Origin of the sequence: Kitasatospora sp. NBC_01250, from assembly GCF_036226465.1 — a bacterium.
Lineage (GTDB): Bacteria > Actinomycetota > Actinomycetes > Streptomycetales > Streptomycetaceae > Kitasatospora.
The window spans coordinates 7,870,799-7,893,947 of the sequence record NZ_CP108476.1 but is presented as its reverse complement, the minus strand read 5'-3'; the positions used below and the strand labels follow the sequence as shown (position 1 = coordinate 7,893,947).

Below are 23,149 nucleotides of genomic sequence, written 5' to 3'. Positions count from 1 at the left end.
CTGCCCGCTCACCTGTCCGTCGAACCGCCGGCGGGTCCACCGGCCCCGCCGGTCGACCCGCCGGTCGACCCGCTGCGCTGGCCCGACGTGGCCCGGCAGCCCAACGCCCCGGCCCGTGCGGCGGTGGCCCGGCGGCTGCTGGGCCGGATCGCCGGACAGCGCGGGCTGCGCGTCGAACTGCCCGACGGGCGGGCGCTGGTACCCGCTCCGGCCGGCGCGCCGGTGCTGCGGCTGCGCCGGCCGCAGGCCTTCTTCCACCGGATCGGCGCCGGGGGGCTGATCGGCTTCGGCGAGTCCTACCAGGCCGGCGACTGGGACTCCCCCGACCTCGTCGCACTGCTCGCCACGCTGGCCGCCGACCCCGAGGCCCTGGTGCCCACCGGCACGCACTGGCTGCGCCGCCTGTGCCTACGGCGGACGCCCGCCGCCGAGTTGAGCACCGCCGAGAACGCGCGCGGCAACATCCGCCGCCACTACGACCTGTCCAACGAGCTGTTCGCGCTCTTCCTCGACCCCACGATGACCTACTCCGCGGCGGTCTTCCCCACCGACCGCGCGCACGCGCCGCTCGCCGGCCCGGCGAACCTGGCCGAGGCCCAGCGGCGCAAGATCGACCGGCTGCTCGACCTGGCCCACGTCGGCCCCGGCAGCCGGGTGCTGGAGATCGGCACCGGCTGGGGCGAACTCGCCCTGCGCGCCGCGGCGCGCGGCGCACGGGTGGTCAGCCTGACCCTGTCCGAGGAGCAGTTGCTGCTGGCCCGCCACCGGATCCGGGCCGCCGGGCAGGCGGACCGCGCCGAGGTGCGGCTGTGCGACTACCGTGCGGCCGAGGGTGAGTTCGACGCGGTGGTCAGCGTGGAGATGATCGAGGCGGTCGGCCGGCCGTTCTGGCCCGCGTACCTGCGCACCATCGACCGGGTACTGGGGCCCGGCGGGCGGGTGGCGCTGCAGGCGATCACCATGCCGCACCAGCGGATGCTGGCCAGCAGCGGCACCTACACCTGGATCCTCAAGTACGTCTTCCCCGGCGGTCAGATCCCCTCCGTCCAGGCCATCGAGGAGACCGCGGCCCGCGCCACCCGGCTGCGCGTCACGGCCCGCTGCGGCTACGGGGCGCACTACGCCGAGACCCTGCGGCTGTGGCGCGAGCGCTTCACCGAGCGGGCCGCCGAGGTGGCCGAACTCGGCTTCGACCAGGCCTTCCGGCGCATGTGGGAGTTCTATCTGGCCTACTCCGAGGCCGGGTTCCGCACCGGCTACCTCGACGTCCAGCAATTCCTGCTCACCCGGGAGGGGTTGGCCCGATGACCGCCACCGACACCATGGCCCTGCCGCTGGAGGGGCGGTGAACGCCGCCGCCTTCGGGGTGTGCCTGGCCGCCACGCTGGGCACGGCGCTCGTGGTGATGCTGCTCGCGTTCGCGGTCGGGGTGCGCTCGGGCCGGCACCGGGGTGTCGACGTCGCCTGGGGGCTCGGGTTCACCGCCGTCGCGCTGACCGGCTACGGCCTGTCGGCGGGGTACGGCGATCCGGGCCGGCGGCTGCTGGCCACCGTCCTGGTGACGGTGTGGGGGCTGCGGCTGGCCGGGCACATCTGGTGGCGCTCGCGCGGCCGGGCCGAGGACCCGCGCTACGCCCGGATGCTGGCCCGGGCGCCGGCAGGACACCGCACCGGCTACGCGCTGCGCCGGGTCTACCTGGCGCAGGCCGCGCTCCTCTGGTTCGTCTCGCTGCCGGTGCAGGCGGCGCAGTTCCTGCCCGGACCGCTCGGGCCACTGCGCTGGGCGGCGCTGGGCCTGTGGGCGGTCGGCCTCTCCTTCGAGGCGGTCGGCGACCGGCAGTTGGCCCGGTTCCGGGCCGACCCGGCCAACCACGGCCGGGTCCTGGACCGCGGTCTGTGGCGCTACACCCGCCACCCCAACTACTTCGGCGACGCCTGCCTGTGGTGGGGCCTGTTCCTGCTGGCCGCCGACGCGCCGATCGGCTGGGCCTTCGTGGCCAGCCCGCTGCTGATGACCTACCTGCTGGCCTTCGGCAGCGGCAAACCGCTGCTGGAGCGCCAACTCGGTTCCACCAAGGCCGGCTGGGACGCCTATGTGACGCGCACCAGCGGCTTCCTGCCGCGCCGGCCACGGCGCTGAGCGCCACCCGTCCGGTGCTGTCCGGCGGCAGACGCAGGCCGCTGGGCCCGGGGCGGGTCGGAGGTCGATGCTGACCACATTGTCGGGAGAACCCGGCGCGGCGGGCCCGGGCACGCCCGACCTGGCCGCGTCCGGCCCGACGCGGCCGGGCAGGAAGGCGAGCGTGAGCTGCCCAAGAAACGCAACGCTGGCCCAACCGGGCCGCCCTGGTGCTGGAGGCGACGAGCAAGGGCCGGCCCGCGGGCGGCACCCCGCCGGACACCGGCAGCGTGCGCGGCGACCTGCTCGCCCTGCTCCATCGACTCGCCCGGCGCTTCGACGGCGTGGACGGCGAAGTACTGCGCGGGCTGCTGGGCGAGACGCCCCGCGACCCCGAACTCGCCGCGCTGGCCTGGCAGCAGCTGGAGGAGATCGCCCCGCAGTCCGGCCTGACCACGGTGCTGGAGCGCGCGGCCGAACGCGGCGAGGTGGACCCGCGCCGGCTGACCCGCCGCGCCCTGCGACTGCCGCTGGACCTGCTGCGCAACGAGGTGCTGGTCAACGGAACGCCGGTGCCCGGGGCGGTGATCGACGAGATCGTCGACGAGGTCGTGCTGCCCCTGGTGTGCCGCCCGGACGGGCCCTGACCGTCGGGCAGCGGCGGTCAGGCGGCGTGGGACCCTTCGGCCACCGTCGGGATCGGGGTCTGGTTGAACGCGTAGTAGACCGCCAGCAGGCCGTGGACGGCCAGCGCCAGCGGGGCCGAGACGAAGGCGAGCGCCACGGTCAGCGGATAGATCACCAGGCCCAGGCTGAAGCGGGCCCGCGTCGCACGGGCCGCCACCCGGTCGACCCGGTCGTCGAAGCAGTGGCCGTCACGGGTGACGTGGAACCAGAACAGCACGAAGGCGACGGCGTGCGCGGCCATCGTGGCCCCGTAGACCGCGACCGCCAGGTGGGCGGAGGGCGCGGTGCGCAGGTTCTCCGCGACCAGTGCGGTGGGGAAGGGGAGCGCGGCAACCACCAGCAACAGCAGCAGGTTGAGGAAGACCAGGGTGCGGTCGACCCGCGCGATGTAGCTGAACACGGTGTGATGGTTGACCCACATCACCCCGATCACCAGGAAGCTGACCACGTAGGCGCAGTACGAGGGCCACTCGGCACCGAGCGCGTGCCACAACGCGTGCCCGGTGCGCGCCTGCGGCACCTGGATCTCCAGGACCAGCAGGGTGATCGCGATGGCGAACACCCCGTCGCTGAACGCCTCCACCCGCCCCGAGTCGGTCATGCCCGCAACCGCCTGCCCGCTCGCCATCCGCCGAGGATCGCAGCCCGCGCTCCCCGGCGGCTCGGGCACACGCTGGACGCCCGGCGCGCCGTCCCACGTTCGGGCGAGCGGAGCGATCACCGAAAGCGATCACCCGCAGCACGCCTCACTCGCCCATGAGCAGCCGTTCCAGGGCCGCGCGGGCGCGGGCGTCCGACTTGGCGCGGGCGGTCACGGCCGCCGCGAGTTCGCGGGCCCACTCGTCCAGCGGGACCGGGCGCCGGGAGAGCACCACGCCGCGGACCACCCGGCACACCTCGCCGGCCGGGCGGCCCTGGGCCACGGTGAGGATCAGCCGCTGGTCCTCCATGGAGACCTCGACCCGCTCGATCCGGCCGGGGCGTCCGGACATCCGGTCGCCCATGCTGCGCTTGCGCTCGACCACCACCGCGTCGGCCGGCAGTGCGTCCGCGAGCGCACCGGTGAGCACCTGGGTGTACACCTCCAGGTCGGCCGCGTCCCGGCGCAGGGCGGCGGCGAGCAGGTCGATCGAACCCGCGCCCTCCGCGGCCGGTTCGATCTCGCCGTGGTCGGTCATGTCGCTCCTCGATGCGATCACGTGATGGTTGTTCAGACAGTGCTGGGGCCGGACAGGCCCCAGAGCTGGCAGCCTACGGGTCAGCCGTCCAGGCTCAGCACCATGGTCGGCCGCTCGATCTCGTGGTCGGGGCGCAGCGGGCGCACCGCGGTGCCGATCGCGAAGAACTCGGTGGTGTGCCCGCCCCAGCGGTGGTTGTGGGCGTTCAGCTGGACGCCGACGATGCCCTCCGCCTGCAGCTCCTCCGCCTCCGCCTGCATGCGGGCCATCGCCAGCTCGCGCGCGTCGTAGAGCGCCTGGGTGTACTGCTCGATCTCCACGTTCTTGCCGATGTTGGAGAAGACCGAGCCGAGCTTCTGGTGCGCGATGTGGTAGACGCAGGTGCCCATGGTCATGCCGAGCGGCGCGTAGCCGGCCCGGATCAGCGTCCAGAAGTCCTGGCCCGAGAGGTCGGAGGTGAACGGCTGGCCCTTGTTGTTGCGCCAGCTGCCGCTGCCGGGCGCGGGGTGGTCCGCCTTGACGGCGGTGCCGATCGCGATGAACTCGGCGACGTCGGTGCCGAACTCGCGGGCCTCCACGGTCAGCCGGACCCCGACGATGCCGTCGGCGCCCAGCGCTGCGGCCTCGGCCTCCATCCGGGTCATCGCCAGCTCGCGCGCGTGGTACATCGCCTGGCTGAGCGTCTCCAGCTCCTGGTTCTTGCCCCAGCGCCCGAGCTGGATCCCGACGTGGTAGATCGAGCTGCCCAGGACCAGGCCGATCGGCTGGAACCCGGCCTCACGGACCAGCAGGAACTCGTTGACCGAGAGGTCACTGGTGAAGATGGAGCCGGGCTTGCCGGGCTCCAGCTCGGCCAGCCGTCGCATCGCGTCGGCGGGCACACCCTGCGCGGTGGGATCGAAGGTGCTCATGTGGGTCGTTCTCCCCTGAGTGTCGTGAGGGCTGAGAGCTGCGTGCTGGGTGGTGGGTGGTGCCGTGCAGGGCCTGCTGCCGTGCGAGGCGTGCGAGGCGTGCGGAGGGTCAGCCGCGGGCGCCGGGACGCGCGGCCTGGGCCAGGCGCCTGCGCAGCCGGTCACCGCCGCTGTTGAGCGGCAGGACCGTCAGGGTGCGCGGCGCGGACGGCTTGGCGGCGAAGCGGGCGATCGCGGTGCCGATGAGGGTGCTCTCCGCGATGTGGTCGGTCTGCTCGCTGTTCTGGGAGCTGCCCATGCAGCGCTCCTCCCAGACCCTGAGGTCGCCGTCGGCCAGGATCACCCCGTCGCCGCCCTGCCCCGCCCCCTGGCGGTGCAGCTGCGTGCGGGCGTCGGCCCGGACCAGGTGGACCAGGGCGGTCCAGCCCTCCATCTCCTGGTTGTTCCAGGAGTACCGCTGCTGCCCGGTCCGGAAGTCGTCGTGGCGCACCCCGATCGACATCCCGACCAGCAGCTCCACCGGCACCCAGCCGGCGGTGATCAGCTTGGCGAAGCCCTGCCCGTCCAGGTGCGAGGTGAACGGGCGGCGCGGGCGCACCGGGCCGGTGGCCCGCACGGCGGTGCCGATCACCTTGAACTCCAGGCAGTCCGGCGCCGCCGGGAAGGGCGCCATGGTCAGCTGCGCCGCCACCACCCCGTCGCCGCCCAGGGCCGTGCACTCCGCGGTCATCCGGCCCAGCGCGGCGCCCCGCGCCGAGTCCATCACCCGCACCAGCGCCTCGGAGGGCCCGCCGTTGCCGGACAGGATGACGCCGGCCGGTCCGTACACGCTGCGCGCCCAGCCCCGGCCGACGTAGCCGCAGGCGTGGTAGCCCCAGTACTGGCCGCTGCGGCCGACGTGGTAGACCGCCGATCCCATCACCTGGCCGACCGGCTCGAACCCGACCGACCTGATCGCGGCGAACTCGCCGGTCGACAGCGCCGACGACCACGTGCCGCCGGCCCGTTCCCTGGCGACCCGCGCCGCGGCGGTGGGCGGCAGACCCGACCCGCTCCACGACTCCGTCATGCGTTCACACCCGTTCTGTCCAGCCGGTCCGGCCGTTGCGGTCGGAGGCCCCCGGCGAGGTCCGACAAGGCACCTTATGCGGAACTCCGGACCGGACCACAGAGAGGTCGCCCGAGTCGATTCCGAACGGGTGAGCGGTCAGCCACACGGGCGGGTGGCGGGACGGGCGGGCCGGCGGTCTCCGCCTGATCCCCCTCTTCGTCAACGGGGCGGTCCGGCCCGGCGGTTCAGCCCGCAGGCGACTGGACAGAACGGTCGATCAGATGATCATCTACACCTCGATCACACATTCAGATCACTTCTTCGACCGTGCTGACCCGCAGGTCACTCGGCACGTTTTAACGGGAGCTTGACAGTGCAGCATGCAATCCGTCGACGCATCGCCGGCGCGGCCCTGATCATGGGCCTGGTCGGCGCCGGGGCCCCCGCCCTGGCCGGGCCCGCCTTCGCCGACGCGCCCGCCACGGGCACCACCGCCACGGCCCCCGCCGCACTGCCCTCGTTCAGCGACCTGCTGCGCGGCATCACGGTCGACTACGCCGAGGCCCACTGGAACTGGACGGCCTGGAACGACAGCACCCCGGTCGCCTTCGGCGCCGACCAGGACAACTACCAGTGCGCGGAGTTCGTCGCCCGCTCCCTCGCGGCGGCCGGCCTGGTCCCGGGCCTGGGCCCGGACGACCCGCAGGACGACTACTTCCACTACACCGCGCCGAACGGCAAGACCTACGACCTGCTGCTGATCACCGACCTGCCGCAGTACCACAACCTGTACGACTACCTGATGGACAGCGGCATGGGCACCGACGTGGGCGACCACCCCGAGCTGGCCCGCCCGGGCGACGTCGTGGTCACCTACGCCGGCCCGAACGGCGCCAAGACCCACACCGGCCTGGTCGCGACCGCCGCCGACGGCACCACGGAGGCCACCGTGGACGCGCACAACCGTGCCCGCAACCACTACGGCTACCACTTCTACGCGCCGTCGCACCTGATCCGGATCGAGCCGCTCGGGCTGCTGACCGGCTTCGGCGCCACCGCCGACCCGAGCCTCAACGCCGCCGCGGCCGCGCCGCGGTCCCTGATGGTGGCCCCGAAGGCCGCGCCCAAGGCCGCGCCGAAGTCCACTGCCCCGCTGCTCACCCGCCACGACCCGGCGGGCCCGCAGGTCTGATCCAGCTCCTCGTGGCCCGGTACGCCCCGGTGCGCCCGCTCCGTTCGACGGAGCCGGCGCACCGGGGCGTGCCGGTCAGTCTGGGCGCCCGCGTCAGTCGTCCCGGCGGGCGAGCAGGCGGTAGGCGTTGGACAGGCCCGCCCGGCCGGCGAAGCGGGCGATCAGCCGGTCCAGCACCGTCGCTCCCAGCAGCACCGGCGCGCCCGCGACGAAGAGCGCCCCGCGCAGCGCCCGCCACAGCCGTCCCGGCGGGTCGCCCGGCGCCCACGGCAGGTCCTCGCGCGGCGCGAGGGCGTCCAGCAGCAGCCAGCAGGCGGCCAGCAGGTCGACCGGATCGTGCGGCTCACCGTGCTGCTCCAGCACCACGCTGAAGCCCAACTCGCCGAGCCGGCCGCGCAGATTGGCCGCCGGCATCAGGTGCAGGTGCTGCGGCTGCAGCCAGGGCAGCCACCAGCGCCCCAACAGCCGGGCGAGGCGGGAGCCCGGGTCGGGGACCTCGATCAGCAGCAGCCCGCCGGGGCGCAGCGCCTGGCGGGCGGCGGTCAGCTCCCGGTTCGGCTCGGTGCTGTGCTCCAGGTAGTGGAACATGCTCACCACGTCGTACTGCCCGGCCAGCCGGGGCGCGAGTTCGGGGAACGAGCCGCGCAGGCCGCGGTCGAGCCGGCCGTGCCGCTCGGCCAGCTCGACGCCCTCGCTGAGGTCCAGACCGTCGAACGAGGTCTGCGGGAAGAGCTCGCGGGCGCTCGCACAGAAGTGGCCGTGCCCGGTACCGACGTCCAGCCAGCGGCCCGGCGCCTCGGCGAACGGGACCACCGAGCGCGCGCGGCCGCGGTAGACCGCGCTGCGGGTGCCGAAGACGCCGCCGAGGCGCTCCTCCCCCAGGCCGTCGTAGAAGTCGCGGTAGTAGAACTCCAGCCCCGGACCGGTCAGTCGGGGGTTCTGGAAGACGTGCGCGCAGTCCTGGCACTCGTCCAGGGTGAACGTCCCGGGCTTGTGCTGGAGCAGGTCGCTGGTGCGCAGCCGCAGGCGCAGGCGCGCGGAGCCGCACCACGGGCAGTCGGTGCGGCGCGGTTCGAAGAACCGGTCGGTGCCGTCGGCCAGGTCGGCGAGGTAGCCGGGCCGCAGGGCGGCGACCCGGCGGGTGCGGACGGGGCCGCGGGTGGTCGTCTCCCGGTCGGCCGCGCCGGTTTCGGTGGTGGTCAACGCGCACTCCCCTGGGTCAGCTCTTCTGGGTCAGCTCTTCGAGGTGGCTCGCCGCACGGGCAGCGCCGCCCGCCGTCCGGAAGGAGACGCCCACCCGCCGGGCCCCGGCCTGGTGGGCGGGGTCGTCCAGCAGCGCGTCCAGTGCCTGACCGAGGCGGTCCGCGCTGGTCCGCCCGAACCGCACCCGCAGACCGGCGCCGGCGGCCACCACCTGGGCGGCCACCACCGGCTGGTCGTCCCGGATCGGGGCGACGACCAGCGGCACGCCGTGCCACAGCGCCTCGCAGACCGTGTTGTGGCCGGCGTGGCAGATCACCGCGCTGGCCCGTTCGAGCAGGTGCAGCTGCGGGACGCTCGGCAGCACCAGGACGTCCGGGTCGGCGCCCGGGGCGGTGAATGGGGCGGTGAGCGGGTCGGCGCCCGGGGCGGTGAGCGGGTCAGCGCCTGGGGCGGTGCCCCGGACGGCGCCCGGAGTGCCCTCGGAGGTGCCCCCGGAGGGCCCCAGCACGCCGCCGGGGTCGGCCAGTACCGCCTGCACCCGCGATGCCCGCGCCCGCAGCGCCTGCTGGCAGACGGTCAGAAAGCCCTTGCCCGCATCACCGTTGGCGGTGCCGAGGGTGACCAGCACCAGGGCGCGCGCCGGGTCCAGCCACTCCCACGGGAACGGCGGTTCGGCCGGGCGGCTCGCCAGCGCCGGGCCGACGAAGCGGATCGGCCCGGTCGGCTCGGCGACCGGCCCGGCCAGCTCGGGGGTGGTGAAGGCGAGGATCAGGTGCGGCGAGAAGCGCGGGTCGGCGCGGCCCGCCGGATCGCCGATGCTCTTGCGCAGCTCGGCGAGCAGGCCGGCGATCCAGCCCTCCACCAGCGGCATGCCCTCCAGCGCACCGGTGAACTCCGCCGAGGTGGTCGCGGAGGTGGCCCAGGGCAGGCCCAGCTGCTCGGCGACCAGCGCCCCGGCCACCGCCTGCTGGTCCACCACCAGGACGTCGGGGGCGAAGCGCTCCACCGCCGCGTGCACGCCGGGGGCCATCGCCTCGGCGAGCGGGACCAGGAAGTCGGCCCAGAGGAACCTCAGCGCCGCCGGTCCGCGCAGCTCCGGTGGCCGCCGCACCGTCCCGCCCGAGCCCGGCCCCGCGCTGGGGACGGCACACGGGAAGACCTCGGCATCTGGGCCCGCGAGGTGGCCGATCAGCTCCGGCACGCCCGCCCAGGCGACCGCGTGCCCGCGCGCGGCCAGCTCGGCGGCGACACCGACGGCCGGGTTCACATGGCCGACCAGCGGCGGGACGACGAACAGGAACCGGGCCCCGGTCACCGCGGGCTCCGTCCGGCGTGTGCGGGCAGCACCTCGCCGACCAGCACCGTCCCGCGCGCACCAGGACCGCGCGAGCCGCCGCCGCGCGGGGTGGCGGGTCCGTGCGGGGTGGCGTGCGGGGTCGCGGGGCCGTGCGGGGTGGCGTGCGGGGTCGCGGGGCCGTGCGGGGGTGGGTGCGGGGTTGCGTGCGGCGTGGCGGGGCTGTGCGGGGTGGCGGGGCTCTGCGGGGCGGCGGACCGCACGCCCGGTCCGCGCAGCTCGGCGCCCTGGTCGTGCAGCCAGCCGAGGGCGAGTTCCCGCACCACATCCGGTGCCTCGACCAGGACGGAGTGCTCCTGCCCGGGGACGAAGACGCTGCGGCAGTCGGCCAGCAGCGCGTCCAGCTGCGCCGCCTGGGGAGCCAGGTCCGACTCGGTGCCGTAGACCGTCAGCACCGGGCAGCGGATCGCGCGCAGCTGGGCCCCGGTGGGCAGCCGGCTGACCGGGATGTCCCGGGCCAGCGAGGTGGCGGCCAGCAGCCGGCCGGCCGAGCGGGCCAGCCGCGCGGTGTGCGCGCCGCGCTGCCGGGCGACCCAGGCCAGCGTCTCCTCCTCGGCCAGGTGGTGCTCGGCCTGCCGCAGGATCCCGTCCAGCTTGACGGCCCAGGCCGGGGAGGCCGGTTCGGACTCGATGGCCAGGATGCCGGCGACCTGCTCCGGCCGTCTGGCGGCGAAGCCGAAGGCCACCGTGCCGCCGAAGGAGTTGCCGAGCAGCTGGACCGGGGCGGTCGGCGCCAGCCGGTCGAGCAGCAGCTCCAGGTCGTCGACGAAGTGCTCCAGGCGGTAGTCGGTCGGCGGCCGTGCGGTGCGGCCGTGGCCGCGCTGGTCGTACATCACCACCTCCACCCCGGCGGCGGCGAGCGCGGGGGCCAGGGTGAAGTAGTAGCTGGCGAGGCTGTCGGTGAGCAGCCCGTGCAGCAGCACGGCGGTCGCCGCGGGCGGGCGGCCGTCCTGCGGCCCGAGCCGCTGCACGTGGCAGCGCAGCCCGTCGAGTTCGAGGAAGGCCATGTCAGCCCCGCTCCGCGGAGTGCAGCCGCTCCACCACGTGGCGGACCAGTCGGCCGACCGTCAGGCCGATGATCTCGTCCAGCTCCATGCCCGCGAGGAACTCGGCGAAGTTGATCCGGTCGCCCCAGCGCTCCTGGAGCTGCCCGGCCAGGGTGACCAGGTCGATGCTCTCCAGTTCGAGGTCCTCGGTGAACCGGGACTCCATGGTGACCTCGGCATCGTCCAGGCCGAACTCCGCCAGCACGGTGGCCAGCATCGCGGTGATCTCGGTGAGGACCTCCTGCTCGGTGGCGGTGGGCGGGTGCAGGTGCGCGGTCGGCTCGCTGATGGTCACTTCGCCGTCGTCCTCTCGGTGCTCTGGTCGCTCGGGTTGCTGACGTGGTTCGGGTGGTCGTCGTCGTTCGGGTTGCTGCCGCTCGGGGCGGCGGTGTTCGGGCTGCCGGTGTTCGGGTCGGCGGCGTTCGGGTCGGCGGTGTCGGCCTCTCCGGTGGTCCAGGCCACGACGTACGCGCGCTCCGGCAGGTCGGGCGGACTGCTCAGTCCGGCGCAGCACACCTGGTGGGCCCGGGACGGGTCCGCCGCTCCCGGGCCGGCGACCACCACCGTCAGGGCGGACGGTTCGGCGGCCGTCACCATGAAGTCGTGGGGCCGGCCCCGCAGGCCGGTGCCCTCGCTCTTGGCCGCCGCCTCCTTCGCGGCCCAGAACCGGGTGAACCAGAGCGCCTCGGAACCGCCGTACGCCCGCCGGCAGTTCGCCAGCAGGACCAGTTCCCCCGGGCCGAGCGCGACCGGCAGGGTCCCGGCCGGACGCTCCACGATCTCCTCCAGGTCGATGCCGACCCCGGTAGCGGCGCCCGGGCGGGACGGCCGGACCAGGGCCACCGCCACCTCGGCCCGGTGCGCGATCGACACCTCCAGCTCCGGGAGCACCCGGCCGTGCACGCCGAACACCCGTGGCCGGCCCGAGGGTTCGTTGCGGACTCCGATCTCGGCCGGGAACACCCCGGCCTCGCCCTGTGTCCGGAGCCACTGCCGCACCGCGTCCTTCAGCGCGATCCGGCCCAGCAACCAGGCCCGGCGGGCACGCGGGGACTGCTGCTCGTACTGCGCCCGTTCGGCGGCACCCAGGTGGTTGCGCATGATCAGGTCGCGCGAGGCGAGATCGGGCCAGCGCTCGTGCAGCAGGACCCAACCACCGGGCTGTGGCACCGAGATGGTGTGGCGCTCGACGAAGTGTTCGACGGGCCGGGTGTCCGGGTGGCTGTCGAAGCGGCGGTCCTGCCAGCCGCGCGCCTCGGCCCACACCGCGCCGTCGACGAGCAGTTGCGCATCGGCTTCGAGCGTGGTGTCGGTCAGGGCGGTGATCCGGATGTGGCAGTGAAGTTCGGTCCCCGGTGGCACCGGCGGCCCGTAGAAGCGCAACTGCCGGATGCCGACCGGGAAGACGACGCTGCGCTCGGTGCGGGTCGCCATGATCCAGTAGCCGAGCAGCTGGCCGACGTTGTCCAGCAGCGCACCGGGCGCGGCCGGGGCGGTGATCACGCCACGGACGTGCGTCGCGCCGAGGGCGGTCAGCTCGGTCAGCCCCTGGAACGCCGGACCGTGGAACATCCACCGCTCGGCGTAGAGCCCGGCGGCCGTCAGCTCCGGCCGCCGCTCCGCCGACGGGTCCGGCGACCAGGGAGCGGGTGGCGTTCCATGACGCTCCGTCAGTTCGACCACACCGCGGGCGAATCCGCCGAAGTCAGCGACCAGCCGACCGGGCTCCGTCTCCCGGAGGCCGATCTCGACGTCCAGCGGTGTCGCGGCCGGCACCCACTGCCCGAACCGCAGATCACTGACCCCGCAGGCCAGTTGGCCGGGGTTGGCCCGTTCGGCGGCGTCCATCAAGTGCTGCACGATGGTGGTGGCCGGCACGACCGGCCAGCGGTCCACCGGGTCGGGCCAGCCCGCGCGCTGGCGGAAGAAGCAGTGGTCGAGCAGGTAGGGCATGGCGTCCAGCGAGATGTGCAGTCCGCTGCCGGGGGGCGCGGGACGGGCGGCAGCGGGGGCATCGGCAGGTGCGCCCGCGCGGGTTCGCGGATGGGGGTACTGCGGCGGCGCCGTGCGCATGGCCGACGGCCGGGCCGCGCCGATCAGTTCGGTCGCCGCCCGCTCGGTGTCGCGCAGCAGAGCGTCCAGTTCGGCGGCGAGCGGGAACCGGTCGGCGAGCGAGGCGAGGCCGGGTGCGACCGGCGCGGTCGGCGTGCTGGTGGGCGTGCTGGTGGGCGCGGGCGGCTGCGGCAGGGATGCCGCCACGGCCTCGGCCAGGTCCGCGCGGAGCGTGGCGAGCGCGGCCGGGTCCAGCGAGACGAGCGCGCCGCCGAGGTCCAACGGGACGGCGGGGTGCGGACGTTCCGGCCGGGACTGGGCGACGGCGGCGGGGCGCAGGGCGGTCGGGTCCAGGTCGGCGCCGTCCACCCAGAGCGCGGCGGCCACCCGGCGCAGCTGCGCCAGCCCGTCGCGCTGCGGGGAGTTCGCCGCGATCGCCAGATGCTCCCGGTCCCCCAGCGTGTCGCCCACCAGCGAGGCCAGTTGCCCGGTGCCGACCTGGACGAACGCCCGGAACCCCGCCGCGTACAGGGCCTCCACCAGCGGCCGGAACCGCACCGGCTCCAGCAGGTGCCGGATGAACAGCGCGCGCACCGCCGCCTCGTCCTGCGGGAACGGCGCGGCGGTCGTCCCGGACCAGAGCGGCACGGCCGGCCGGTGCAGCTCGAAGCGCTCGGCCGCCTGCCGGATCGGCCCCAGGTAGGGGGCCAGCATCGGGGTGTGGAAGCCGGACTGGAACGGCAGCAGCTGGCCGAGCACACCCTGGGCGCGGAACCACTGCACCAGCTCCGTGACCGGCCGGCGCGGACCGCAGACGATCGACTGCTGCGGCGCGTTGTCGTGGGAGAGGACGACTTCGGACATCCCCTCGACCGTGGCCAGCGCGTCGAGCACGCGGTCGGCGGCGGCGCCGAGCGCGGCGAAGGCCAGCCCCGGGACGCGCAGCGCATCCGGGTCGAAGGACTCCAGGAAGGCGTCCACCGAGGCGCCCGCGTACACGCCGCTGGCGATCATGGCGGTCCACTCGCCGACGCTGTGTCCGGCCATGGCATCCGGGTGCACGCCCATCCGGCGCAGCGCCGTCTCCAGCAGCCGCCCGACGGCGACCACACCCACGCCGTGCCGTCCGATGTCGCCCACCCGGGCGGCCTGGGGATCCTGCGCCGTCCCGGGGTCGGCCGAGGCCGACGGGCGCGGCAGGCCGAGGTGGTCGGCGACATCGTCCACCCGAGGGGCGAACTCGCTCTCCAGCCCCGGGAAGAGGAAGGCGATCCGGCCGGCGGCGGGGTCGGCCCGGTCCGCGCCCAGCAGCGGGCGCGGCGCGAACCACACGTCGCTGCGCCCGCGCCAGGCCCGGCCGCGGGCCACCGCCCGGCGCGCCAGCGCCAGCCGCTTCGCGGTCGGGTCGGCGATCGCCACCCGGCAGGGCGGCGCGGCGGTGGCGGGCGCGGCAGTGGCGAGCGCGCCGATGCTGTCCGCCGCGGCGGCGGACAGCAGGTCGCGGTCGTCGGCGGCCAGCAGCTCGGCCAGTTGCTCGGGGCTGTCGGCGGCCAGCCGGAGTACGCGCTCGGGCTCGGTGACGGTGGCGGTCGCGGTCGCGGTCGCGGTGGACGTCGCGGTCGCGGTGGACGTCGCGGTCGCGGTTGCGGTTGCGGTCGCGGTTGCGGTCCGAGTCGCGGTTGCGGTTGCGGTCGCTCCCGGCCGCCGTGCCGGTGCCCGGGAGTCGGGCGCCTCTTCGAGCAGCACGTGGGCGTTGATGCCGCCGAACCCGAAGGCGTTCACGCCCGCCCGGCGCGGCGCCCCGCCGGGGTCCGTCTCCCAGGGCCGGGCGGCGTCGATGGTGCGGAACCGGGTGGCGGCCAGCGCCGGGTGCGGCTCCTCGCAGTGCAGCGTGGGCAGCAGCACACCGTGGTGCACGGCCAGCGCCGCCTTGACCAGCCCGGCCACACCCGCGGCCGGCATGGTGTGGCCGATCATCGACTTCACCGAGCCCAGCACCGGGGCCGCCTCTTCGCCGGTCGACGGCCCGAACACCGCGGCCAGGGTGGCGAGTTCGGCGGCATCACCAGCCGGGGTCGCGGTGCCGTGAGCCTCCAGCAGGCCGAGCGCGCCGGGCGCCGCCGGGTCCAGCCCGGCCGTCCGCCAGGCGGCCCGCACCGCTCGGCTCTGGCCGCCCGGGTCGGGATTGGCCAACCCCGCCGTGCGGCCGTCGCTGGCCACCCCGGTGCCACGGATCACGGCATACACCCGGTCGCCGTCACGCTGCGCGTCGGCGAGGCGCTTGAGCACCACCACGCCGGTGCCCTCGCCGACCAACAGGCCGTCCGCTCCCCGGTGGAACGGGCGGATCCGCTGGCTCGGCGAGAGCGCCCGCAGTTGCGCGAACACGCTCCACAGGGTGACGTCGTGGCAGTGGTGCACCCCGCCGGCGAGCACCACGTCGCAGCGCCCGGTCGCCAGCTCGCCCACCGCCTGGTCGACGGCGACCAGCGAGGAGGCGCAGGCGGCGTCCACCGTGTAGGCCGGGCCGCGCAGGTCCAGCCGGTTGGCCAGCCGCGAGGCGGCCAGGTTGGGCACCAGGCCGATCGCCGACTCCGGCCGGTCCTCGCCGAGCTGCTCGGCGAACGCCGCCTTCACGGTCGCGAGCTGATGTGACGTCAGATCAGGGACCAGCTCACCCAGAGTGCGCACCAGCTGCTGGGCGCCGCGCACCCGCTGGTCCAGCCGGACCAGCCCCGGCGTCAGGTAGCCGCCCCGGCCCAGCACCACGCCCACCCGGTCGCGGTCCGGCAGCCGCTCGACGCCACCCGCGTCGGCGAGGGCCGCGGCGGCCACCTGGAGCGCGATCAGCTGGTCGGGCTCGGTGCCGGGTACCGAGTTCGGCATCAGTCCGAACCGGGTCGGCTGCACCTGCGCCAGGCCGTCCACGAAGCCGCCGCGTCGGCAGTAGAGCCGGTCCGGCACGGCCGGTCCGCCACCGGCCGCCGCCGGGTCGTAGTAGTCCGCGTCCCAGCGGCCCGCCGGGACCTCGGTGATCGCATCCACGCCGGTGCGCAGGTTCTCCCAGTAGGCCGCCAGGTCCGGGGCGCCGGGCAGCAGCACCGCCATACCCACGATGGCCACCGGTGTCTGACGGCTCGTCAGGCCGTGCTCGTCCGCTCGATCCGCCACCGGCGCGGTCACCAGCCCGAGGCGGTGTAGACGACGGAGCGCACCGACGGCTCGCCCCAGGCCAGTTCGCGCAGCAGCGCGAGCGTGCCGGCGGTCGGGTCGATGAGCCGGACCCCGCGCCGGGCGTACTCCCGGGCCAACTCGGCGGAGACCATGCCACCGTGGGTCTCGGAGGGCGCCCACGGCCCCCAGTGCACGGTCAGCGCCCGGCGCCCGGTGCGCACCGACCAGCGGGCACCCAGCTCCTCCAGCGCGTCGTTGGCCGCCGCGTAGTCGGCCTGGCCGCGGTTGCCCAGCGCGGCGGCGATGCTGCCGAACAGGACGGTGAAGCGGGGACCGGCGGGCAGTTCGGCCAGCGCGTCGAGCAGCGCCCTGGCTCCGTCGGCCTTGGTCGCGAAGACCCGCCGGAAGGACTCCGGGTCCTTCTCGGCCAACACCTTGTCCTCGATCACACCGGCCGCGTAGACGACGCCGTCCAGCCGGCCGTACTCGGCGTACGCCTCCTTGACCGCCTGCCGCAGCGCCGCCGGATCGGCCGCGTCCACCGTCCGGTAGCGGGCCGGCGAGCCGAGCGCCGCCAGCTCGCCGAGCGTCGCGGCGACCTCGCGCCCGGCCAGCAGCCGGGCCGCCGTCGCGTCGACCTCGGGCAGCGGCACACCGTGCCGGGCGAGCACCGCACGCAGCGCGGACCGGTCGCGCGCAGCGGCCGTCAGCGGGTCCTCGGGGCCCTCGGGCTGCGGGGTGCGGCCGAGCAGCTCCAGGCGGCAGCGGCTCGCCGCGGCGAGGGCCGCCGCGAACCGCGCGGTGATCCCGCGCGCCCCGCCGACCAGCAGCACCACGGCGTCCTGGTCGAGCCCGAGCGCGGCCGCCTCGGCCACCCCGTCACCGGCGGGCCCCGCCCCCGTGCTGCCCAGCAGCCCGAGGCCGCGTTCGACCAGCGCCAGGCCGTGCCGTCCGGCCGCGCCGCGCAGCACCACGGGCTCACGGTCGGCGGCCAGCAGCTCGCCGAGCAGCGCATCAGCGGCACGTGTCGGGTCGTCGGCGTTGGTCGAGTCGGCGGCGCGTGTCGGGTCGGCGGCGGCCGTCGGGTCGCTCGGGTGCGGCGCGTCCAGTTCGACCAGGCGGGCGGTGGTGTCCGGGTACTCGCGGGCCAGGGTGCGGAACAGGCCGCGCAGACCGTCCGCCCGGCCGGCCGCCTCCTCCTTCGCGCCGTCGGTGGTGCCTCCCGTGATCCGGGCGGCGAGCAGCTGGCGCGGCGAGCAGGCCAGGGCGGCCTGCAGCGCCGGGACGCAGCCCGGCAGCACCGGTGCGCCGTGCTTGGCGAGCGGGTCGAGCAGCAGCACGCCGTCCACCGGGCCGTCGGCGGGCGTGAGTTCATGCGTCGCGGCCAGGGCGAGCGCCTGCGCACCCGCTGCGGTGAGCCGCGCGGCCAACGCCTCGGCGAGGCCGTGGCCGTCGCTCCCCAGCAGGGCGAAGCGCCGGCCGGCCAGTGCCTCGGGCGCGGCGAAGGCCGCGGCGAGCGGGACGGGCGCGAACTCCAGGCGCGCGGGCTCGGCACCGGTGACGGGCTCCTCCGGCGCTTGGGGCACCGCCGGCTCCGTCGCGGGCAGGGGCGCAGACACGGGCGTGGGTACGGGCTCGCGCACGGGCGTTGACTCGCGCGTCGGCGTCGACTCGGGCCTGGCCGTTGACTCGGGCTCGGGCCCGCCGAGCCGGGCGGCCAGCCAGGCGGTGATGGCGGCGGTGGTACGGGCCCGGGAGAGCTCCTCCACCTGCTCGTCGGCCAGGCCGCCGAGCTGGTCCGCGCCGCCGAGGCGGCGGGCGAGTTGGCCGATGATCTCGGTGCGCTTGATCGAGTCGATGCTGAGGTCGGCTTCGAGGTCCAGCTCGGGTTCGATCATGTCGGCCGGGTAGCCGGTGCGCTCGCTGATCACCTCCACCACCACGCGCTGCAGCTCCTCCTCGCCGAACTCCGTTGCCGGCGCAGGTGCTTCGGCGACGGCCGGCAGAGCCGCGCGCGGCGCGGGTACCGCTGCCGACGCTGCGGCCGGTAGTGCCGCCGTGAGCGCCGCCGTGGCCGCCGCCGGGGCGGACGCCACCGCCGGGGGCGCCACCGGTGCCGGCAGCTCGCCCGTCCCACCGAGGTAGGTCATCAGCACGTCGCGCTGCGCGGCGATCAACTCCCGGCTGCTGCGCAGGAACTCCGCGATCAGCGCATCGCCGTTCGTCTCTGGTCTGTGCGTCGTCATCAGCGCCTCCGGTACGGGTCGGGCCGGTGCGAGCGCACCGGGCAGCAGTTCTCCGGCAGCGGTGCGCACCAGCTGCCCGTCCACCGTCCAGCCGGGCCTGCGCGCAGCCCGCGCCCGGCCCGCGTCCACCGCATCGCGCCCGCGCAGCAGCCGGTCGGTGCGCACCGGCACGCCCGCGACGGCCAGTTCGGCCAGCGCGTCGAGGAATCCGGGCAGGCCGCGGCGGCGCCCCTCGACCGGCACCACGCGGTGCGGCCGCTCGCCCAGGATCGACGAGACCAGCCGGCACAGCACCGACCCCGGACCGGCCTCGACGAACACCCGGGCACCTGCCGCGTACATGGCCTCGATCTGCTCGGCGAACCGCACCGGCGCGCCGATCTGCGCCGCGAGTTCGGCCCGGACCCCGGCCGGGTCGGCGGGGTAGCCGGCCGCCGTCCGGTTCGCGAAGACCGGGAACTCCGGGGCCCGCACGGTGCGCTCGGCCAGCGCCCGGGCGAAGCGCTCGCCCGCGCCCGCCAGCAGCGGGCTGTGGAAGGCACAGGCCACGCGCAGCCTGGTCACCCCGTGCCCGGCTTCGCGCAGCAGTCGGCCGGCCGTGGCCACCTCGGGCGTCGGACCCGAAATGACCGTCTGCTTGGGTCCGTTGTGGTTGGCCGCGACCACCTTTCCGGCCAGCCCAGCCGCCGTCAGCACCTCGTCGACCGCCGCGACCCCGGCGGTCACCGCCGCCATCGACCCGGGGTCCGCGCCCTCGCCGACCGCCTCCAGCATGGCCCGCGCCCGCTCGGTGCCGAGCCCCGGCAGCTCCTCGGCCGACAGTGCCCCCGCCGCGCACAGCGCGACCAACTCACCGTAGCTGTGCCCGCCGGCCAGCTGTGGCCGCACCCCGGCCAGCGCCAGCAGCTCGTACGCCACCAGCCCCGCCATCCCCAGCGCGGGCTGCGCCACGCGGGTGTCGGTCACCGCGTCGCGCTGTGCCGCGCGCGCCTCGGGGGTGAAGGCCAGCGGCGGGTAGAGCACTTCCGCACAGGCCCCGCCGAGCCGCAAGTGCCGCTGCACACCGGGGAAGGCGGCGAACAGCTCCGCGAACATCCCCGGCCGCTGGCTGCCCTGCCCGGGGAAGAGGAACGCGACCGCGCCGGTGCCGCTCCCCTCCGGCGTGCCACTGCCCTGCGGCGCGTGGCCGCGTTGCGCCATGTAGAGGCCGTGGTCCGGGCTGTGCTCGCCGTTCGCCGCTCGCCGCAGCAGCGCCGTGAGTTCGGCCAGGTCCGAGGCCACCACCGCGACCTGCACCGGCCCGTGTCCCGCCTCCGCGCGTCGCGAGGCTGCCAGCGCCAGGTCCCGCAGCCGCCAGGGCGCGCCGTCCGCCTCGGCCAGCCGCAGCAGCTCCGCCGCGCCGCGCAGCGCCCGCTCCCGGTCGGTGCCACGGAAGGTGAACAGTTCGGCGGGCCACTCCTGCAGGCCGTGCACGGGCGTCGGACCGTCGTAACCACGCAGCACCGCGTGGAAGTTGGTGCCGCCGAAGCCGAAGGCGCTCACCCCCGCCACCCGTTCGGCCGGTGCCGCCGCCCACGGCCGGGCCTCGGCGTGGAAGGCGAACGGGCTGCTGTCCTTCTGCCAGGCCGGGTTCGGCTTCTCCAGGTGCAGGGTGGGCGGTTTGACCCCGGTGTGCAGCGCGAGCGAGACCTTGATCAGGCCCGCCAGGCCCGCCGCGCACTTGGTGTGGCCGATCTGGGACTTCACCGACCCGAGCGCGCAACTCCCGGGCGCCGCGCCGTCCTGCGCGAACACCTTGCCCAGGACGGCGAGTTCGGTCCGGTCGCCGACCACCGTCCCGGTCCCGTGCGCCTCCAGCAGCCCGACCTGCGCCGGCGCGACCCCCGCCCCGCGGTAGGCCCGTTCCAGCGCCAGCCGCTGCCCCTCGGGCCGGGGCGCGGTCAGACCCAGCGAACGCCCGTCGCTCGCGCTCCCGATGCCCTGGACCACCGCGTACACCCGGTCGCCGTCCCGCTCCGCGTCCGCCAGGCGCTTCAGCACCAGGCAGCCGACGCCTTCGCCGAGCGCGATGCCGTCCGCCGAGGCGTCGAAGGGACGGGAGCGGCCGGTCGGCGAGAGCGCGTGCACCGAGGCGAAGAGCAGGAAGTCGTTGATCCCGTTGTGCAGGTCCGCACCGCCGCAGAGCGCCAAGTCGGCGGTGCCCGCCGCCAGTTCCTTGCAGGCCACGTCCAGCGCCGCCAGCGAGGAGGCACAGGCCGCGTCCACCGTGAAGTTGGCGCCGCCCAGGTCCAGCCGGTTGGCGATTCGACCCGCGATGACATTGGAGAGCATGCCGGGGAAGGAGTCCTCGGTGAGCGCGGGCAGTTGCTCGGCGATCGCCGGCGGGACCTCGCCCAGGTAGGCCGGCAGCACCGCGCCCAGCACGCCCGCGTTCGACAGGTCGCTGCCCGCCTCGGCGCCGAACACCACGCTGGTGCGGGACCGGTCGAAGCTCCGCCCGCTGCTGCCCTGGCGCTCCCCGCCCGCGTCGTACCCCGCGTCCACCAGCGCGCGCCGCGCCGCCTCCAGGGCCAGCAACTGCACCGGCTCGATGCTGCCCAGCGCGGCGGGCGGGATGCCGTAGCTCAGCGGGTCGAAGGGGATCGGCGGCAGAAAACCGCCCCACTTGGACGGCGTCCTGCCCACGTCGCCGTCCGCCGAGTAGTAGAGCGCCGGGTCCCACCGCTCGACCGGCACCTCGGTGACCGCGTCCACGCCTGCCACGATGTTGGCCCAGAAGGCGGGCAGGTCGGGCGCCTGCGGGAACATGCCGGCCATGCCGATCACGGCGATGTCCAGCGGCTCCACCGCCGCTTCCTGTTCTTGAGCCTCCGTCAGTTCGTCTGTCCTGCCCGCCAGGAACTCCGCCGCGCCGGTCGTCACCGCGGCATGCAGCCCGGCGAGCGTCGTGGTCGCCGAGCGCAGCACGGCGACCTGCCCCGCCATGAACATCCCGCGCGCCAACTGCCCCTGCTCGTCGACCTCGACCAGCTCGCCCGACACCCGGTCGACGCCCTTGCTGGCGATCCGCAGCCGCCCGACGTTCAGCCGCTCCAGGTGCTCCCAGGCCTCCCGGTCCGGCACGCCCTCGGCCCGCAGCCGCTCCCTGGCCTGCCCGAACTCCACCGTGAACGGGCTCGGCAGGCAGCGCGTGGCGTGCCCGGGTGCCGTCTGCAGCAGCTCCGTCGCCCGCGCGGCCAGCACCTGGCGCTGGAACTGTTCCTGCACCGCGCCGTGCGCCACCGCCTCCTCGGTGCAGAGATAGGCCGTTCCCATCAGCACGCCCGCCGCCACGCCCCGCTCCGCCAGCGGTGCGGCCATCGCCGCCACCATCGCCGCCGAGCGCTCGTCATGCACGCCGCCCGCGAACAGCACCTCCAGCTGCGTGCCTTGAGCCTCCTTCGCCTCGTCCAGGAAGTCCTCCAGCACCGCCAGCTGCGCCTCCCAGAGCGGGAAGCTGCACCGGGGCCCGACGTGCCCGCCGCACTCCGACCCCTCGAAGACGAACCGGCGCGCCCCGTCGTCCAGGAACTGCCGCAGCAGCCCCGGCGAGGGCACATGCAGGAAGGTCCGGATACCCGCCGTCTCCAACACTCGCGCCTGCGCGGGACGTCCGCCGGCGATCACCGCATGGGTCGGCCGCGCCGCCAGCACCTCGGCCAGCTGCGCGCCCCTCACCTCCTCCGACGCGAACCCCAACACGCCCACGCCCCAGGGGCGTCCCTCCAGGGCCACCGCCGTCCGCCCCAACAGCTCGCGGCTCTGCTCCGCACCCGCCAACGCGAGCGCCACGAACGGCAGCGCGCCCGCCTCGGCGACCGCCGCCGCGAACCCGGGCTGGTCACTGACCCTGGTCATCGGCCCCTGCGCCACCGGGAGTTCGGTACCGAACGCCACGCTCAGCGGTGCCCCGGGCCGCAACAGCGCGGCGCCTGCCTCGGCCCCCCGGACGGCTTCGCCGATGGCCCGCAATGCCCGCCGGACCGTCCCCCACCGCTCCGCGAACACCTTCGCCAGGAAACCGTCCTGACCAACCATCAACTCTTTTCTTCTCCGCAGCACCCGCCGACCGTCGACGACCAGCGTCTCGGAGCCGTCCATGCCGCGCACCGCCGCCGCATCCTCGGGCGACACCCCTGACTCGTCCAGCAGCGCGAGCTGGCTGTCCAGCACCACCCCGGCCGCCCCGCCGGCCACCGCCGCCACCGCCGTTCGCAGGCCGATCCCGCCGCAGGCCCACACCGGCACGTCCACCTCGGGTGCCGCCAGCAGCTGCTGCAGCAGGACGAAGGTGCTCAACTCGCTGACCCGGCCGCCGCTTTCACTGCCCCGAGCGATCAGCCCCCGGGCTCCCGCCCGCACCGCGGCCACCGCCTGCCCGAGCTCGGTCACCTCGACCAGCAGCCGGAACTGGCCCGCGACGTCCGCCGCCTCCCAGCCGGGCACCTCCCCGGCGAGCACCACCGTCTCCGGTCTCGCCCCGCCGGACACCCCCAACTCCTCCGGCAGGAGCCCGCATCCGGGCCCGACCCGCACCCCGAACCCGCCGCCCAACCGCTCCCTGAGCGCGGCCACCGCCTCCCGTGCCCGCCGGTCCCCCGTCCCCAGGTCCAACACCCCGAGCCCGCCGGCCCGGCAGACGGCCTCGGCGAGCCCGACATCCGGCTGACAGAAGGGGGTGATCCCGATGACGAGGTCGTGCGGAAGTCCTGTGCGCGGGGGCGCGGGCCTCATGGGCTCTCCGAAAGTGTGAGTCTTGCGGCGCGGTGCGGGCACGTGCGGGCGACTCCGACCGGCACAGCACGTCGCGAAGCACCCCGACCCACAAGCCAGGGCACCCTCGCGCGATTCCGCTGTCCGGTTGTAGATTGACGCTACCGGCGGGTAGTGCCAGCCA

14 protein-coding genes are annotated in these 23,149 nt (G+C 75.4%); 4 read left to right on the top strand and 10 right to left on the bottom strand.

The window, feature by feature from the left end:
• Positions 1–12 precede the first annotated feature (12 nt).
• The 3 genes from OG500_RS33305 (at position 13) to OG500_RS33295 (ending at position 2,766) form a co-directional block, all read left to right on the top strand.
• Positions 13–1,308, top strand: a complete 1,296-nt coding sequence (locus OG500_RS33305) for a cyclopropane-fatty-acyl-phospholipid synthase family protein (RefSeq protein ID WP_327071785.1) — start codon at positions 13–15, stop codon at positions 1,306–1,308.
• 97 nt (positions 1,309–1,405) lie between these two features.
• The gene (locus OG500_RS33300) at positions 1,406–2,140 is read left to right on the top strand and encodes a DUF1295 domain-containing protein (protein ID WP_327071784.1); all 735 of its coding nucleotides are present in this window, start codon (positions 1,406–1,408) and stop codon (positions 2,138–2,140) included.
• Between the two features lie 209 nt (positions 2,141–2,349).
• Positions 2,350–2,766, top strand: a complete 417-nt coding sequence (locus OG500_RS33295; RefSeq protein ID WP_327070555.1) for a TetR-like C-terminal domain-containing protein — start codon at positions 2,350–2,352, stop codon at positions 2,764–2,766.
• Between the two features lie 17 nt (positions 2,767–2,783).
• Here the strand turns inward: OG500_RS33295 and OG500_RS33290 are convergent, their stop codons facing one another.
• The 4 genes from OG500_RS33290 to OG500_RS33275 all read right to left on the bottom strand — a co-directional run bounded on the left by OG500_RS33290 (position 2,784) and on the right by OG500_RS33275 (position 5,964).
• Positions 2,784–3,434: a TMEM175 family protein gene (locus OG500_RS33290; RefSeq protein WP_327070554.1), complete on the bottom strand. Its 651-nt coding sequence runs from the start codon at positions 3,432–3,434 to the stop codon at positions 2,784–2,786.
• A 118-nt stretch (positions 3,435–3,552) separates the two neighbouring features.
• On the bottom strand, positions 3,553–3,984 hold the full coding sequence (locus OG500_RS33285; RefSeq protein WP_327070553.1) for a hypothetical protein: 432 nt from the start codon (positions 3,982–3,984) through the stop codon (positions 3,553–3,555).
• A gap of 80 nt (positions 3,985–4,064) precedes the next feature.
• Positions 4,065–4,895 carry a heavy metal-binding domain-containing protein gene (locus tag OG500_RS33280; protein ID WP_327070552.1) on the bottom strand — a complete coding sequence of 277 codons (831 nt, stop codon included), beginning with the start codon at positions 4,893–4,895 and terminating at the stop codon, positions 4,065–4,067.
• Positions 4,896–5,004: 109 nt separating this feature from the next.
• Complete coding sequence (locus OG500_RS33275) at positions 5,005–5,964, bottom strand: heavy metal-binding domain-containing protein (RefSeq protein ID WP_327070551.1); 960 nt, start codon at positions 5,962–5,964, stop codon at positions 5,005–5,007.
• Positions 5,965–6,319: 355 nt separating this feature from the next.
• On the opposite strand from OG500_RS33275, the gene OG500_RS33270 reads away from it, so the two are divergent.
• Positions 6,320–7,138 carry an amidase domain-containing protein gene (locus OG500_RS33270; protein WP_327070550.1) on the top strand — a complete coding sequence of 273 codons (819 nt, stop codon included), beginning with the start codon at positions 6,320–6,322 and terminating at the stop codon, positions 7,136–7,138.
• Between the two features lie 93 nt (positions 7,139–7,231).
• Here OG500_RS33270 and OG500_RS33265 read toward each other — a convergent pair whose 3' ends face one another.
• The 6 genes from OG500_RS33265 to OG500_RS33240 all read right to left on the bottom strand — a co-directional run bounded on the left by OG500_RS33265 (position 7,232) and on the right by OG500_RS33240 (position 22,986).
• Positions 7,232–8,341: a class I SAM-dependent methyltransferase gene (locus OG500_RS33265; protein WP_442789279.1), complete on the bottom strand. Its 1,110-nt coding sequence runs from the start codon at positions 8,339–8,341 to the stop codon at positions 7,232–7,234.
• Positions 8,342–8,357: 16 nt separating this feature from the next.
• Positions 8,358–9,656, bottom strand: a complete 1,299-nt coding sequence (locus OG500_RS33260) for a glycosyltransferase (protein WP_327070549.1) — start codon at positions 9,654–9,656, stop codon at positions 8,358–8,360.
• A complete protein-coding gene (locus tag OG500_RS33255) occupies positions 9,653–10,702 on the bottom strand; it encodes an alpha/beta fold hydrolase (RefSeq protein ID WP_327070548.1) in 1,050 nt (349 codons plus the stop codon). The genes OG500_RS33260 and OG500_RS33255 overlap by 4 nt, the downstream gene beginning before the upstream one ends.
• Before the next feature lies 1 nt (position 10,703).
• On the bottom strand, positions 10,704–10,958 hold the full coding sequence (locus OG500_RS33250; protein ID WP_327071782.1) for an acyl carrier protein: 255 nt from the start codon (positions 10,956–10,958) through the stop codon (positions 10,704–10,706).
• Between the two features lie 74 nt (positions 10,959–11,032).
• The gene (locus tag OG500_RS33245) at positions 11,033–15,901 is read right to left on the bottom strand and encodes a polyketide synthase (protein WP_329587877.1); all 4,869 of its coding nucleotides are present in this window, start codon (positions 15,899–15,901) and stop codon (positions 11,033–11,035) included.
• Between the two features lie 71 nt (positions 15,902–15,972).
• Complete coding sequence (locus OG500_RS33240) at positions 15,973–22,986, bottom strand: SDR family NAD(P)-dependent oxidoreductase (RefSeq protein ID WP_329585623.1); 7,014 nt, start codon at positions 22,984–22,986, stop codon at positions 15,973–15,975.
• Positions 22,987–23,149: the final 163 nt, after the last annotated feature.

What these genes read in the sequence shown, in the direction of transcription:
- OG500_RS33280 (WP_327070552.1), bottom strand. Translation starts at nt 4,895, where the DNA reads ATGAGCACCTTCGATCCCACCGCGCAGGGTGTGCCCGCCGACGCGATG.
- OG500_RS33290 (WP_327070554.1), bottom strand. Translation starts at nt 3,434, where the DNA reads ATGGCGAGCGGGCAGGCGGTTGCGGGCATGACCGACTCGGGGCGGGTG.
- OG500_RS33245 (WP_329587877.1), bottom strand. Translation starts at nt 15,901, where the DNA reads ATGGCGGTGCTGCTGCCCGGCGCCCCGGACCTGGCGGCCTACTGGGAG.
- OG500_RS33275 (WP_327070551.1), bottom strand. Translation starts at nt 5,964, where the DNA reads ATGACGGAGTCGTGGAGCGGGTCGGGTCTGCCGCCCACCGCCGCGGCG.
- OG500_RS33240 (WP_329585623.1), bottom strand. Translation starts at nt 22,986, where the DNA reads ATGAGGCCCGCGCCCCCGCGCACAGGACTTCCGCACGACCTCGTCATC.
- OG500_RS33300 (WP_327071784.1), top strand. Translation starts at nt 1,406, where the DNA reads ATGCTGCTCGCGTTCGCGGTCGGGGTGCGCTCGGGCCGGCACCGGGGT.
- OG500_RS33255 (WP_327070548.1), bottom strand. Translation starts at nt 10,702, where the DNA reads ATGGCCTTCCTCGAACTCGACGGGCTGCGCTGCCACGTGCAGCGGCTC.
- OG500_RS33250 (WP_327071782.1), bottom strand. Translation starts at nt 10,958, where the DNA reads ATGCTGGCCACCGTGCTGGCGGAGTTCGGCCTGGACGATGCCGAGGTC.
- OG500_RS33285 (WP_327070553.1), bottom strand. Translation starts at nt 3,984, where the DNA reads ATGACCGACCACGGCGAGATCGAACCGGCCGCGGAGGGCGCGGGTTCG.